We start from the raw sequence: 15,051 nt of genomic DNA on the forward strand, positions 1-15,051 counted from the left end.
ACCGCTGCGCGGTCAGCATCCGCCGTCTGGCTCCAGCGGTCGCTCCAGCCGCTCGCGCAGCCCGCTGGCACGATAGGTGCGCGCTTGCACAGCCTGGGCCAGCAGGCCTGGTTGCGCGGCCACCAGGGTGAAGGCCTGGCGTGCGCGGGTAATGCCGGTGTAGACCAGTTCGCGCCCCAGCACCGCACCCGCGCGCGGCGGCAGCACCAGCACGGTGTGTTCAAACTCCGAGCCCTGGCTTTTGTGCACCGTCATGGCGAAGGCCGTTTCCACATGCGCCAGGCGCGCCACCCCGACCGAGCGCAGTTGCGCACCGTCGGCAAAGTACACGCGCAGACCCGACTGCGTGCTGGCGCCAGGCAGCACAATGCCAATGTCGCCGTTGAAGACCCCCAGCGCCGCATCATTGCGCGTGACCATGACGGGCCGCCCGGCATACCACTCGCCACGCCCACCCAGCAGGCCTGCAGCGCGCAGCGCAGCCTCGACAGCGCGGTTGAGTCCAGCGGCGCCCCACTCGCCCTCGCGCACGGCGCACAGCAGGCGAAAGCGCTCAAACGCAGTGAGCACGCTGCGCACCCAGTCCTCGTGCGCAAGGCCTGCTGAGGCATCCGTGGGCGGCTGCGCCATGCAGGCCAGGTAGTCACGGTAACAGGCGGGTGCGCCGGGACGCCCCTGCAGCGCCAGCCGCACCACCGCCACGGCATCCACCCCCTCCAGCGCCTGCACGGCGAGGGTGGCGTCGCCCGCCAGCAGTTGGCGGGCCGCAGCGCCATCGCCCCGGTTCACCGCCAGTGCCAGTTGGCCGATGGGACCGCCAAAGCGGCGGCTCTCGCGCAGCATCACGGTGTGCTGGGCCAGCGCGGGCGGCGTGCCCTGGGCTTGCAGGCACGGCGCCGGAATGCGCTCACCTGCGGCCTGCAGCGCATAGCGCGCGGTCTCCGGGCTGTAGCGTCCGGCCTGCGCATCACGGCACAGGTCGCCCAGCACCGCACCGGCCTCCACCGAGGCCAGTTGGTCTTTGTCGCCCAGAAACACCACACGCGCACGGGCGGGCAGTGCGTCGAGCAGCGCAGCCATCATTTCCAGGTGCACCATGGAGGCTTCATCCACGATGAGCACATCCACATCGAGCGGATGGGCCGCGTGGCGGCGAAAGCGCCGCGTATCCGGCCGCGCACCCAGCAGGCCATGCAGGGTGCGCGCCGCGCCCATGCGCCGGGCAAAAGCATGCAGGTCCAGGGTATCGCCCAGGCGCTGCTGCAATTCCTCCAGGGCTGCATCAATGGACTGTTTGAGGCGCGCCGCTGCCTTGCCCGTGGGCGCAGCCAGGGCCACGCGCAAGCGTTCGGGTTGTGCGTCGACCGCCGCCAGCAGCGCCAGCAGGCGTGCGGCGGTATAGGTCTTGCCCGTACCCGGCCCCCCGGTGATGACGGACAAGCGCGAACGCAGCGCTATCGCACAGGCGATTTTCTGCCAGTCCACACCGCGATCGGGTACCGGTGCATCAGAGGCAAAGAGACGATCGAGCCACTGGCGCGCCAGCGCTTCGTCCACCGGCAAGGGTGCGGCGGTGCGCGCCCGCAGGGCCTGGGCCACCCGGGTTTCGTCGACCCAGTAGCGGCGCAGGTAAAGCAGCGGTGCATCAGGGCTGCCGCCCAGCACCAGGGGCTGGCCTGCATCGGCCTGCAGCCCGGCCTGGCGCACAGCAGGGCTGGCCTGCAGTGCAGCGACCCAGGTTTGCAGCCCATCGGGCAGGGTGTGCCAAAAGTCTTGCAAGGCGGCTTGCGCATCGGGCGGCCAGCCCAGCAGCGCGCCGGGGTCGCGCAGCTGGGACGCCAGTGCAAGGCAGGTGTGGCCGCGCCCTTCCATGTGGGCCAGCAGGGCCGTGACGACCAGTACCTCGGGCGCGGCCTGCGGGTCCAGTTCGGCCACCAGGGCGGCCAGTGCGCTGTCGAGCCGGCGCAGCCAGCCTGCGTCGCTCCACTGGCGCAGGATTGTCAAGGTGGTCTTCATGCGCGGTCCTCCGCGAGGGCGAGCAAGTCGTCAAGCGCGATGAGCAACTCCAGCGGCGGCGGCACAGGGTGCACGCCCTGCACGGGGCCGTCGATGCCACGCAAAAAGAAATACAGGGCGCCGCCCAGGTGCTGTGCGGGCACATAGGCCGCGCCCAAACGCGCGCGCAGCAGGCGGTGCAGTGCCAGCAGGTAGAGCGCGGCCTGCACGTCGTAGCGGTGCGCGGCCATGGCCGCGTCCAGCGCTTGCGCGGTGTAGGCGCTGCCGTTGACGCCCAGGTGGTTGGACTTGTAGTCCAGCACCCAGTAGCGGCCGTTGTGCTCGAACACCAGATCGGCAAATCCCATGAGCATGCCGCGCAGCTCCCGCTCGGGCAGCGCAGGCCGCTCCAGGCCGGGCAAAAGGTGTTTGCAGCACAGCGCATCGACGTCGGCGGCGCGCAAGGCGTGGGCGGGCAGCCAGAATTCCATCTCGGGCAGCAAGGCTCCGAGCGCCTGCAGGGGCGCGCCCACACCCGGCAGCGGTGTACCCACCACGGCGCCCAACCACTGCAGCACATCGTCGGCACGCTCGCCATGGCCCGCGCGCTCGCAGCGGCGGCGCAGGCGTTCGGCCAGTGCGGGCGTGCCTTGGAGGTCAAAGCCTTCGTCCGCCAGCCATTCGAGCTGGTCGTGCAGAAAATTGCCCGCCAGCGGCCCCCTCGGAAAGCGGTGCCAGGCGGCATCGGGCGCAGGTACGGGCGAAGCGAACAGGTCCTCCGTCCAGCCCCGGGGATGCTCGGGCGGCGGCGTGGCGGCCCATGCGGGAGCGCTGAGCGGCCCCGTCGCCTGTGCCGCCAGGCCTGGCTCGTCGTCGGCTGGACGCAAGGCCTGTGTGGGCGCCAGCGCAGGGGCCGCGGCGGAACTCGGTCGCACCAGTTGCGAGAAACTGCCAATGCCCCAGCGGCGCTCGAACACGGCGGCATAGGCGGCCTGCACGTGCAGCGGCGCAGGCGCCGCGCGCGCGGCCAGCCGTGTGCGGGGCACCTCGGCAGGGGCTGCGTGCAGCACGATGCCGCTCTGCCCCTGTGCCAACTGCTGCAGGGGGGCGAGCCAATCGCCCGCCTCCAGGGCCGCGCCACCACTGAGCAGATAGCCCAGCGCGCTCTGGTGGGTGCGGCACTGGGCACCATTGCCCACCTTCAGCGCCGCAAAACCCAGCCACAACGCATGGCGAGCGCGGGTCAACGCCACATAGAGCAGGCGCAGGTCTTCACGCTGGCGTTCGTGGTCGGCCTGGGCGAGTGCGGCGGCGTCCAGTTGCAGGTGCAGGCTGCGCTGGCCGTCCGCATCCACCAGGCGGACAAAGCTATTGGAGCGGCGCGCCATGGCGCGAAAGCTGCAGGCAAACGGCAGGCACACCACGGGGTATTCCAGGCCCTTGCTTTTGTGCACGGTGACCACTTTCACCAGATCGGCATCGCTTTCCAGGCGCACGATCTGCTCGTCGCCCGTGGGCCGCCCTTCCTGCATTTGATCGTGCAGCCAGCGGATGAGTGCGTGCTCGCCATCGAGCAAGGCGCTGGCGTCCTGCAGCAGTTCGGCCAGGTGCAAATAGTTGGTCAGGCGGCGCTCGCCCCCGCTCTCTTGCAGCCAGCGTGCGGGCAGCCCGAACTGGTGCAGGGTCTGGCGCAGCATGGTCAGCACGCCCTGGCTTTGCCACACGCTGTGCAGCGCGCGCAACTGCAGGCTACGGGCATCAAAAGCCTCGTCATTGGTCGCCAGCCAGGCCAGCTCTTCGAGCGCCAAGCCCATGGTGCGCGTGGCCAGGCCGGCGCGGGCCTTGCGGGCATCGAGCGGCTCAGCCACGGCCTGCAGCCAGTACCACAGGTCGTGCGCCTCGTCGCTGCCAAACACCGAATCCTTGTCGGACAGATACACCGAAGCCACGCCGCGCCGGTGCAGTTCGCGCCGAATGGCCTCGGCCTCGCGTCCAGTGCGCACCAGCACGGCGATGTCTGCCGGGCGCAGGCGCTGCAAGGGCTGGCCCGGCTGCGCGAAACCCGCCTGCGCATCACCCAGCCAACCAACGATGTGCTCGGCGCAGCGTGCGGCAGCGCGCTTTTGGTGCTCGCCCGCGCTGAGCAGCTCCAGGTCGTGGTGGATGGCGAGGGCCGGCACCAGGCCGCCTGCGGTCTGGAACTGCTCTGCACGGCCGCGCGCCTGCACCGCGACAAAGGGCAGCGGGTTGTGCGCCGCGCCGGGCGTGCGGAAACGGAAAGCGCCCTCGCCCAGGCGCTCTTCGGCGCGCACAAAGGCGTGGTTGACGGCCGCCACCAGCGCGGCCGTGGAGCGGTGGTTGGTGCCCAGCACGTAATGCCGCCCGGCGGTCGCGCGCCGCGCCGCCAGATAGCTGTGAATGTCGGCGCCGCGAAAGCCATAAATGGACTGTTTCGGGTCGCCGATGAGCAGCAGCGCCGTCTCCGGGCAGTGCTCCTGCGTGCGGTAGAGCTGGTCGAACAACCGGTACTGCAGCGGCGATGTGTCCTGGAATTCGTCGATCAACGCCACCGGGTACTGCGCCGTGATGCGCGCGCGCAGGCGTTCGCCATTCGGCCCGGCCAGGGCCTGGTCGAGCCGCTGCAGCATGTCGGCAAAGCCAAAACTGCCCGTCTGGCGCTTGAGCTGCGCCACGCGCTGCTGCACGCAGGCGGCGGCATGCAGGCGCAGCGCCACGGTGGGGTCGGGCAGCGCCTGCTGGGCCGCCAGCAGATCGGCCAGGGCCTGGAAGTGTTCGGGCAAGGCCATGGGCGGCGCGCCGTCCTTGCGCGCATCCAGCAGGCCCTCGGGAGTGAGACGGCTCCATGCAGCGGTGGTCAGCTCCAGCAACTGCGGCTCGGGGCTGTCGGCCCACGCCACGATCTGGTCCAGCCATTTACCGTAGCTCGCCGGTTTGAGCCGGGTGCGGTTCCAGTCGCATTCCTTGGGCGCGGTCTGGTCGTCCAGCCACTGGCGCATTTCCTGCGCGCGCCCGGCCCAGCCGTGTTTCAGCGCGGCTACGGCGTCGCAGCGCGCCTGCTGGGCCTGCTGCACGCATTCGGCCAGCGTGCCCGCGCCGGCACCGGGCGGCAGGTCTTGCGCGGCCAGGCCGCGCATGTCGTCCACCAATGCCTGCACGCCGCCCCACACGGCCAGCACGGCGTCGAGCGTGGGGCCGTCCAAGGGGTAGCACTGCTGGCGCCAGTAGTCTTGCGCAGCTTCGGTTTGTACGGCGGTTTCATCGGCGCACAGTTCTTCGTCAAACAGGCTGCCGCTGTCAAACGCATGTTCGCGCAGCATGCGCTGGCACCAGGCGTCGATGGTGTGCACGGCCGCATCGTCCATGCCTTGGGCGGCCAGGGCCAGGCGCCAGGCGGCCTGGGTGCGCGCCGCGCCGTCGGGGTAGGCGGCCAGAAGATCGGCCAAAAAGCTATCGTGCGCGGGCACCACCGCCTCGCCGCGAAAGCACTGCGCCGCTTCGATCAGGCGGGCGCGGATGCGGTCCGACAGTTCGCGCGTGGCGGCGCGGGTGAAGGTCATCACCAGAATATCGGCCGGGCGCAGCGGGCGGGCAAAGGCCTGCCCGCCCCCGTGGCCGAGCACCAGGCGCAGGTAGAGCGCAGCAATGGTCCAGGTTTTGCCCGTGCCCGCGCTGGCCTCGATGAGGCGGCTGCCCCACAGCGGGAAATCGATGGCGTGCAGCGCCGTGCTGTCGGCACCATTGTCCAGGGGCGGGCTCATGCGGCGTCTCCGGTGGCGTGAGCAGGGCTGCCCGCCTCGGGGTGGATGCGGACCTGCACCTGCTCTCGGGCCCATTCGGCCAGCGGCCCGCACACGGACGCGGCCAGGGCCTCGAAGCGACCGTCGTCGATCAGCGCCTCGTAATCGGGGTAGAGCCGCGCCAGGCAGGGCTCGGTGCCTTCGCCCTCCCGGTTGAATCCGCCTTCGTAGGTGCTGGCTGCGTCGCCCCCGCTCACCCAGGCCAGTGCACTGCGCAATGCAAAAGGCAGCGGCGCCTGCATGCCCTCACACCACACCTGCAGCAGGTGCACCAGGGTGGCGCGCGCGCTGTCGGGCGCGAGGGGCGTGCAGTGCAGCGCGGCATCGCGCCCCACCAGCAGGCCGTGCACGCGGGCACCACTGGCGGCAGCCGCCAGGCTGCGCACCCAGGACACCAGCAGCGCATCGGCGCGCACCGTGCCATTGCTGGCGTCCTGCAGCAGGCGCGAGGGTGTCAGGTCCAGCCACACGGGCAAGCCATCCTGGCCATGGCGCAGGTGCTCCAGCCAGTCTTCCAGCACGACAGGTGTTTGTTCAGAATTTGAATAAAAAGCACCGCTAGCGCTTACTGGCAAAGCGCCAACAGCTACTACTTCAATAGCACTCTGTTCTTGTGTCGTGCAGTGCAGAGGCAATCGGTCGGTGGCATGGGGATGGTCGGCCTGCGCTTGCTGCCAGGCATGCAACAAAGGCAAGAGACTCTCTGCCAGCCGGGCCTGGGCGCGATCCCCCAGGCCGCCCAGGGGCAGGCTGCCGGCACGGCGCAGGCGCTGCAGGCGGCGCTCCAGCAAAGCATCCACCGGCGCATCGCCCGGCGTGCTCTGCAGATCAGCCAGCACACCGTCCAGCAGATCGCGCACGGTGCTGTACTCCTCCAGACCGGCCAGGCCAAAAGACTCATCGTCGTCGCCCTCGTCCTGCGCCGGGTCAAACACCACGCCCAGCCGCTCGCGCATAAAAGCCCGCACCGGGTTGCGCAAAAACGCGGCCAGCGAGGCCACGCCCAGCGGTACGCGTGGATCGGGCACAAACGCGGGCAACGGTGGCGCGGGGGGCTGTGCAGACGGCTCGGCGCTGTGCGCTGCGCGCCATTCGCGCGCATAGGTGAACAGCGCGGCATCGCCCTCGAAATAACGGCGGCTGAAGGGCTGCAGCGGGTGCTCGGTGGTGCGCTGGGCCAGCACCTCGCCGCTCCAGCCTGCGGCCAGGTAGTCGCGCAACTGCGACACCAGCACCGAAGGGGGCTGCAGGCTGTTGTCGCGCACGCTGCGCCCGGTCCAGCCCACGTAGAGCACGCGCCGCGCCGACAGCAAGGCTTCGAGCATGAGCTGGCGGTCGTCGCTCTGGCGCGAGCGGTCGCCAGGGCGCGCCTGGCCGCCCAGGGCCATCAGGTCGAAGTCGCTGCGCGGCGCGCGGCGCGGGTAGTCACCGTCGTTCATACCCAGCAGGCAGACCACCTCGAACGGAATGGCGCGCAGCGGCATGAGCGTGCAGAAGGTGACACCACCCGCCCGGAAACGCTGGTTCAGCGAAGGCTGCTGCAAGGCATCGAGCCAGGCCTGGCGTGCAACGACCAGGGACAGCTCCTCCGAAAAACCGGCCTGCGCACAGGTCTCCTGCCAGGTGGTGAGCGCGGCGTCGAGGGCCTGCAGCACCTGGCGGTCGTCCTCACTGGTGGCCTGGGCAATGCCCGCCAGCAGCGCGCGGCAACGCACGGCCCAGCCCTCGGGCGTGGCCGGGGTGAGCGACGTGCGCCACCAGTGCTCGAGCTGTTCGAGCAGACCGGCGAGCGCGCCCGCCAGTTCAGCGTCGAGCCCGCCCACTTCGGTGTAGGGCTCGATGCCGGCAAACGCCGCATCGCCTCCGGCATAACCCAGCAGCATGCGGCGCAGGCCGAAGGCGCCGGTGTTCTGGTCACCGCACGCCCCCAGGCCCAGGTGGTCGCGCTGCGCCGCGTTCAGCCCCCAGCGGATCCCCGCGCCAGCCATCCACTGTGCCAGGCGCGCCATGGAGCCCGGGTCCACGCCAAAACGCGCCGCGATGGCGGGGACATCGAGCAGATCGCGCAGCTCGCTCAAGGTGCAGCGCTGCTGCGGCAGGCGCAGCAACCATTCCAGCGCGCCCACCAGCGGGTGGCTGGCGCGCGCACTCAGGTCGGCAATGTCAAACGGGATATAGCGCGCATCGCCGCGCGGGTACTGGCCAAACACGGCCCGGATGGCAGGTGCCATGGTGTCAATGCTGGGCACCATGACCACGATGTCGCGCGGTTGCAGCGGCGCACCGCCGGGGGGCTGGGCCAGCAGGTGCAACAACTGGTCGTGCAGCACCTCGACCTCGCGCAGCGCGCTGTGCGCCACATGAAAAACAATGGAGCGGTCGGACGCCAGGGCTGCTCGCCGGTCGTGCTCGGCCAGCGGCACCAGGTCGCGGATGCGGTTTTGCACCTGCAGCAGCAGCGGTGCGTCGGCGCGCTCATGCTCGTCGAACAGGTCAACCCGCGGCAGGCCGAAGCGGGCCTGGGCCTGCTGGGCATCGTCGAAAGCATCGAGCTGGCGCACAAAATCGCGCGACTGGCGGCCCCAGGCGGCCAGCAGCGGATGCGCATGGGCATGCATTTCCTCCAGCGGCAGCGCAGCCAAGTCGCGCCCGGCCCGCAGCGGCTGGCGGCGCTGCGCCATGCGCAGCAGCTCGCGGCCGTCGATGGTGTCGGCCCAATGAAAGCGGCAAGGGTTAGGTATGGCCAGCAGCACCTGGCTGTGCCGGGCGAGCGCCGCCAGCAATTGCAGCACCGGCAGAGGGACATGCGCCATGCCGAACAGCACGATACGGCGGGCCACGGGGCTGGCCAGCGGCGTGTCACCATGCAGCGCGTCCAACACACGCTGGTGGATGTGCGGGCGGGTGCATTGGCGCTCACGTTCGTCCAGCGTGGCCAGCACGGCACGCCACAGCAGGGGCTGCCAGCGCTGGTCAGAGGGCAGCTCCAGCGGGGGGCGATCGGGCGCAGCCAGGCGGTCTTGCCCTGCGGCCCAATCGCCCAGCCAGTCAGGCCGGTAGACCTGGTACTGGTCGAACAGATCGGCCAGGCGCGTGGCAAGCTGGAACAGCCGGTCGGGGTCATCGCCCGCCGCCAAAAACCCGGCGATGGGCTCGTAGCCGGGCTCGTGCAGCAAGCCCGGCAGCAAGCGCACCAGCCGCCAGGCCAGGGCATCCTTGTCGACCGGCGAGCGTGTGGGTACCTGGGCGCGGCCCAATACCTGGCGGTAGGTGCGCCACAAAAACCGCGACGGCAGCTCTACCCGCATGGCAGCGCACACGCCGCTGCGGGCAGCCGCTTCCATCTTGAACCACTCGGCCATGCCGTTGCTTTGCACCAGCACCACCTCGTCCTCCAGCGGCGCCAGCGGGTTCTGGCGCAGCCACGCCAGAGTGGCCTCGGCCAGCTGTTCGGTGCGGTTGCTGTGCAGCGCAATCAGGCCGGTTTGCAGGGGGGAACGGTCAAACGATGGAGGGGGCATGGCATGTGGCGAAAACTCTGCGGGGGACTGTAGTTCATCTGCGCGGCATTACAGTGCGGTCATGCCCGACTTCCTCACCATCACCCCCAATCCCGCGCTCGATCTGGCCACCACCACCGCCCGGGTGGAGCCCACGCACAAGCTGCGCTGCGCCACCCTGCAGCGCTACCCGGGCGGTGGCGGGATCAACGTAGCGCGGGTACTGCACCGCCTGGGCCATGCGGTGCAGGCCTGGCATCTGTCGGGTGGTCTGGCAGGCGCACAACTGGCCCAGCTACTGGCAGCCGAAGCCCTTCCCGAGCGCTGCCTGCCGATTGCGGGCGAAACGCGGGAAAACCTCTCGGTGGTGGAGCAAGGCACCGGGGAAGAGTACCGCTTCGTGATGCCCGGCCCCTCACTGGCCACCACCGAATGGCAGGCCTGCCTGGACGCGGTGGCGCAGCAGGCCACACCAGCGCGCTGGATCGTGGCCAGTGGCAGCCTGCCGCCCGGCGTGCCCGATGATTTTTATGCGCGGCTGGCGCGCATCGCCCGCCTGCAGGGCAGCCGCATGGCGCTCGACAGCTCCGGCCCGGCCCTGGCCGCCGCGCTGGAGGAAGGCGTGTACCTGGTCAAGCCCAGCCTGCGTGAAATGCGCGAACTCACCGGCCAGCCCCTGGCCGATGCCGCGCACTGGAACGCCGCAGCGCAAGCCCTGGTGCATCAACACAAGGCGCAGGTCGTGGCACTGTCGGTGGGTGCGCAAGGCGCTGTACTGGCAACGCCCGACGGTGTGTGGCAAGCCCCCGCCCTGCCCGTGCAGGCCACCAAGGGCACAACGGGTGCAGGGGACTGTTTTCTGGCCGCGCTGGTGTCGGCGCTGGACCGCAAAGACCCTGCGCCCACCGCACTGCGCTGGGGCTTGGCAGGTGGCGCGGCAGCCCTGCTGGCACCGGGCACGGCACTGGCCGATGCCGCCGAGGTGCGGCGCCAGTTTGACCGGGCCACAGACCTGCCGCAGCCGGGATAAACCGGCGCGGGCGCCCTCAATGCTGCGCCATCACCCAGCGGTTGCGTCCTGCGGCCTTGGCTTCGTACAAAGCGGCGTCGGCCTCTTGCACCAGTGCGGCGCCACCATCACGCGACATGGGTACCTGCGCCGCCACGCCCACACTCACGGTCACCTGCGGCGCCGTGGGCGAGTCGCCATGCGGCAGCTCCAGGGCAGCCACTTTTTCGACCACCCGCGCCGCAGCGACTGCGGCCCCCGCAGCATCGGTGTCGGGCAGGATGACGACCAGTTCCTCGCCGCCATAGCGCGCAACGATATCGGTGCTGCGCACCATGCTTTGCTCCACGGCCCGGGCCACGGCCTGCAGGCAGGCGTCGCCCTGCGGGTGGCCATGGCGGTCATTGAACTGCTTGAAATGGTCCACATCGATCATCAACACGCCCACCGGCTGCTCGCGCCGGAAGGCCGCTGCGCAAGCCTGCGCCAGGCGTTCGTCAAAGTAGGCACGGTTGGCAATCCCTAGCAGGCCGTCGGTGCGCGAAAAGGCTTCGAGCTGCTGGTTGGCGATGCGCAGCTCAGCGTTGGTGCGCGCGAGGGCGTTTGTGCGATCCGTCACCCGTTTTTCCAGATCCTGGTTCGCAGCGATCAGCACGGCGTTCTGCTTGGCCAGCGCGTGGTAGAGCCGCGCAATCACCTTGAGCAGCGCCTGGGTGCTGTTGCTGGCCCCGGCGCTGGCCTCGCTGTCCCAGGCCTGCTCGGGCGTGGCCCCGGCGGTGATAGCCACGATCTGGCGCGCCAGCGACTGGTCGGTGCCCAGGATGTGCAGACCCAGCCATGAGGTCAAAAATCCCACGATAGATTCGGCCGCGTTGGGCAGCGTCTCGCGCACCGTCCAGATGGCCTTGATCTGCTCGACAAACTGGTCGTGCTGCGCCTTGTGCAAGGCGATGTGGCGCGGGTCGATACCCACGCCCCGCATCAGGGCCTCTTCATCATGGAAGTGGTATTCGGTGTATGTCACCAGCCGCACAAACGTGGCCGCCAGGACTTCGTCGCGGTTGCGCTCGGTGCTGTAGAAGGTTTTGCTCAGCTCATTGAACAGATCGACCAGCGCATGGTGCTGGTCATCCATATCCTCCACGCCGGTGATGAAATGCTGATCCCATACAAAAGCATCCATTGCTGCTGTCCTCGCAAGTCGGTGTGAACAGGCTTTAGCTTACGCGCATCCGCGCGTGCGGGGGGTGGCAATGCCACAATGCCGCCTTTCATACCTCCTGGGAACGTGCCTGTTCGGCCATCAGAACGTGTCTACGATTTCTCTTGGCGATCATTGCCCCGCAAAGGTGGTGAATGCAAGGCGAAAGTTACAGCCGGGCTGGCGGCCCGGCGAGGATTTGCAACGCTGCAGAAGCATGCCCAGTGGACAATGCAACGCTGGCGCAACTCATGGGCTACTTACAGTCGCCAGCACTGCGCAAGCAACTGCTGCCGCTTTGCATAAAAATAGCCGAGTCCGACGCGCACATGGCCGAGGGAAAATCCATCGTGCTCAATGCGGCGGTAGAACATCGGGGCTGCAGCGCTTTATGTTGGAGCCCATGCGCCGTGCCCGCCGAATCACGGGCGTCAAGAAGAAGATTTGCACCAGCGCATAGGCATTGGCTGCCAGCAAACAGGCCAAAACCGGTAGCCCCACCAGCAATGGCCAACCCAACGCGCTCATCCACGCACCCAGCCCCACAGCCCAGTCGCCCATGCCCCCCTCTGGTGCAACAAACGGCGGCATGATCTGCTGCCCCGGCAAGAGGAATGCCCCGATCTGAAAGGCGAGCCAATACAAGGGGACGATGGTCAACGGGTTGGTGTAAGCCGTCGCGATGACAGCGGCGATGACGTTACCCCGCAGCCAGGCACAGATTCCCAAAGAGCCCAGAATTTGCAAAGGCCCCGGGATGAGACCGCAAAGCATCCCAATGGCAACGCCCCGGGCCAGTGGCTCGCGGGTGAAGCTGAAGACATCGTGCTGGTCTAGCCAAGGGCGTAGCCTGCCCAGCCAGCGATTATTCAAACTATCCAGAACGCGGGGCTCCAGATGCCTCAGCCATGACCTGAATCGACGCGCCTGGCTCATGCCGTCAAAAATTTGCATTGACCAATGAACCCTCTGCGGTGCAAGGGCGTAGGCCAGAAGGGGCGCGCACAACCAGCACCACCCCTTGTGCGGCATGAATCACCTGCTGCGCGACAGAGCCCAGCAGCAGGTTTTCAGTGGTGCTCAGACCACGCGCACCGATGACGATACCTCGGCTACTCAAAGAAGCGGCTTGTTGGACGATGCTATCGACCGCTTCTCCCATACGCACATGGAGTCGCCACCCTACTCCGTTGGCATCAAGGATGGCGCACGCATCAGTCGCCACAGCCCAGCCGTACTGGGCCAAATGGGATTCGGAGGCCTCCTTGCTCAGCCAAGGTTGCGCATTGACAAGGTCCAGCACAGGCACACCGGACTCTTTGGCGAGGCGCATGGCCTGGGTCAGCGCATGCAGTGCGTGCCCTGAGCCGTCGAGTGCGACAAGCCAACAGGCACCCGCAGGCAAGGAGGCAGGGAGTCGCTCAGACTCCAATGTCACAGCGATCAACCGACCGTCGCTATCGCGCTGTTCATTGCGTGACGGTGGAATTGCGCGTACCCTGCCCATTGTCTGAGGCCTAGAGGGCGTACTGTGTCCCGATCGACTGCTCACCACCGATGCAACCACAGACGCGATGATCAAGCCCGCAGTCACCATCAGCGCGACACCAATCGGGATTTTGTAAAAATCAACCAGAAGCATCTTGCCGCCGATGAACACCAGAACCAGCGCCAAGCCATAGGCCAGCAAATGGAAGCGGCTGGCCATGTCGGCCAACAAAAAGTACAGCGCGCGCAGGCCCAGGATGGCAAAGATGTTGGCCGTGAGCACAATGAACGGATCGCTGGTGATGGCAAAGATGGCAGGGATGCTGTCTACTGCAAAAATGACATCAGTGGCACCAAGCATCACGAGCACCACAAACAAGGGGGTATAGAGCTTGACTCCGTTTACCACCGTTGTTAGTTTTTCGCCGTCAAAGCGGTCGCTGATTTTGATGTGCTTCTTCAAAAATTTCAGCACGGGGTTATCGGCAATATCTGGCTCTTGGCCCGCTGCAATCCACATCTTCACGCCGGTGATCACCAGGAAAGCACCGAACACATACAGCAGCCAATGGAAGGTCGCCAGCAGCCAGGCGCCTGCCAGAATCAGGATTGCGCGCAACACGATGGCACCGATGATGCCGATGATGAGCGCACGCTTTTGGTACTGCTCAGGCACGGCAAAGTAGCTGAAGATCATCAGGAAGACAAAGATGTTGTCGATCGACAGACTCTTCTCCACCAGGTAGCCGGTGATGAATTGCATGGACACCGTATTGGCGACTTCGCGCCCCTGCGAGTCATTGAGGTACCACCACAGCAAGCCCACAAACACAAACGATAACGAAAACCACAGGACGCTCCACAGAGCGGCTTCCTTCATGGTGACTTTGTGGGATCCTTGCTTCTCCATGGCCAGAAGGTCAACGGCAATGGCCACCACCACAAAGACGGCAAAGCCCACCCACATCCACCACGTTCCTATCGTTTCCATCGTCATCCTTTAGTCAAAGATCTCGCTGAGCCAGGACTTCTTGCGCTTATGGGGGTATCCCTGCGAACGGCCATAGTCGGAGTCCGAAAAATCAGGGCGTCCGCGGTGTGTGGGCGCGGCAGCAGCAGCGGTTGGTGCCGTGGTTGTGGCTGCACGATCGATCAGCTTATCGAGTTCGCCACGGTCCAGCCACACGCCGCGGCATTGCGGGCAGTAGTCAATTTCGACACCCTGGCGGTCGGCCATCACAAGAGCCACATCAGTACAGGTGGGGCATTTCATATTTTTTCCTTTGTAAAGTTAGTCGTCGCTGCTGCCAAAGCCAAACAAGCTCAGCAAACTGGTGAATAGATTGAAAAGGGATACGAACAGGCCGACGGTGGCTAGCACATAGTTCGTTTCGCCGCCGTTCACAATGCGGCTGGTCTCGAACAGGATCAATCCTGCCGACAGCAAAGCCACCATGGCCGACACCGCCAAGCCCAGTGCGGGCACCTCAAACACCATGGCACCCACACCCGCCAGCAAGGCGATGACCATGCCAGCGAACAGAAAGCCGCCCATGAAGCTGAAGTCCTTGCGGGTGGTCAGCACATAGGCCGAGAGTGCCAAGAACGTCACACCTGTGGCGACCAGCGCCATGCCAATCACCTCTCCGCCATTGGGCAATCCGCTATAGCGGGTCAATAGCGGCCCCAGGGTGTAGCCCATGAATCCGGTGAGCCCGAATACGGCCGCCAAGGCCCAGGCGCTGTTTTGTAGTTTGTGCACCGCATACAACAGGCCAAAGTAACCCACCAGCGTAATGATGATGCCGGGGCTTGGCGCCTGCAGCGCCATAGCGGCTGTGGCCACACCAGCGCTGAACAAGAGCGTCATGGCCAGCAGCGCATAGGTGTTGCGCACCACACGGTTTTGCAGCGCAGGGGAAGTCTGGCCTTCGCCGTGGCTGTGTTCGGACTGCTGCACATCGGATCCGGGCCACGCGATGGCGCGGTCCTGGTTGTGTCGGGTTGAGTCGTTCATGGTGTTTTCTCCGAAGGTTTAGG

The 15,051-nt window shown here is 67.0% G+C and carries 9 protein-coding genes and 1 pseudogene; 1 reads left to right on the forward strand and 9 read right to left on the reverse strand.

All coding sequences use genetic code 11. The features are described from left to right. Nucleotides 1-12 precede the first annotated feature (12 nt). From recD to recC, 3 genes are read right to left on the reverse strand one after another with little or no spacing between them, the layout of a single operon-like run. On the reverse strand, nt 13-2,016 hold the full coding sequence (gene recD, locus C8D04_RS11500) for an exodeoxyribonuclease V subunit alpha (protein WP_116004973.1): 2,004 nt from the start codon (nt 2,014-2,016) through the stop codon (nt 13-15). Beyond that, nucleotides 2,013-5,774 carry an exodeoxyribonuclease V subunit beta gene (recB, locus tag C8D04_RS11505; protein ID WP_116004974.1) on the reverse strand — a complete coding sequence of 1,254 codons (3,762 nt, stop codon included), beginning with the start codon at nt 5,772-5,774 and terminating at the stop codon, nt 2,013-2,015. Before recB ends, recD begins: the two co-directional genes overlap by 4 nt. Further along, entirely contained in the window at nt 5,771-9,334 is a 3,564-nt protein-coding gene (recC, locus tag C8D04_RS11510; RefSeq protein ID WP_116004975.1) for an exodeoxyribonuclease V subunit gamma, read from the reverse strand. Before recC ends, recB begins: the two co-directional genes overlap by 4 nt. Nucleotides 9,335-9,395: 61 nt before the next feature. Between recC and C8D04_RS11515 the strand changes: the two genes are divergently transcribed. Continuing rightward, the gene (locus C8D04_RS11515; RefSeq protein WP_116004976.1) at nt 9,396-10,343 is read left to right on the forward strand and encodes a 1-phosphofructokinase family hexose kinase; all 948 of its coding nucleotides are present in this window, start codon (nt 9,396-9,398) and stop codon (nt 10,341-10,343) included. 16 nt (nt 10,344-10,359) lie between these two features. Here C8D04_RS11515 and C8D04_RS11520 read toward each other — a convergent pair whose 3' ends face one another. From C8D04_RS11520 to C8D04_RS11540, 6 genes and pseudogenes are all read right to left on the reverse strand, one after another. Continuing rightward, nucleotides 10,360-11,505: a bacteriohemerythrin gene (locus C8D04_RS11520; protein WP_116004977.1), complete on the reverse strand. Its 1,146-nt coding sequence runs from the start codon at nt 11,503-11,505 to the stop codon at nt 10,360-10,362. Nucleotides 11,506-11,877: 372 nt separating this feature from the next. Then, nucleotides 11,878-12,555 (reverse strand): DUF2062 domain-containing protein, encoded by a 678-nt coding sequence (locus C8D04_RS11525; protein ID WP_347708420.1) that lies wholly within the window; start codon nt 12,553-12,555, stop codon nt 11,878-11,880. Continuing rightward, nucleotides 12,464-13,030 carry a universal stress protein gene (locus C8D04_RS18990; RefSeq protein WP_255415527.1) on the reverse strand — a complete coding sequence of 189 codons (567 nt, stop codon included), beginning with the start codon at nt 13,028-13,030 and terminating at the stop codon, nt 12,464-12,466. Before C8D04_RS18990 ends, C8D04_RS11525 begins: the two co-directional genes overlap by 92 nt. A gap of 36 nt (nt 13,031-13,066) precedes the next feature. After that, nucleotides 13,067-14,002: pseudogene (locus tag C8D04_RS18995) on the reverse strand (TerC family protein); the annotation flags it as partial. Between the two features lie 9 nt (nt 14,003-14,011). Then, the gene (locus C8D04_RS11535) at nt 14,012-14,284 is read right to left on the reverse strand and encodes a zf-TFIIB domain-containing protein (RefSeq protein WP_116004980.1); all 273 of its coding nucleotides are present in this window, start codon (nt 14,282-14,284) and stop codon (nt 14,012-14,014) included. Between the two features lie 18 nt (nt 14,285-14,302). After that, on the reverse strand, nt 14,303-15,028 hold the full coding sequence (locus tag C8D04_RS11540) for a Bax inhibitor-1/YccA family protein (protein WP_116004981.1): 726 nt from the start codon (nt 15,026-15,028) through the stop codon (nt 14,303-14,305). Nucleotides 15,029-15,051 lie beyond the last annotated feature (23 nt).

Origin of the sequence: Simplicispira sp. 125 (genome assembly GCF_003096555.1) — a bacterium.
Classification (GTDB): Bacteria; Pseudomonadota; Gammaproteobacteria; order Burkholderiales; family Burkholderiaceae_C; genus Simplicispira.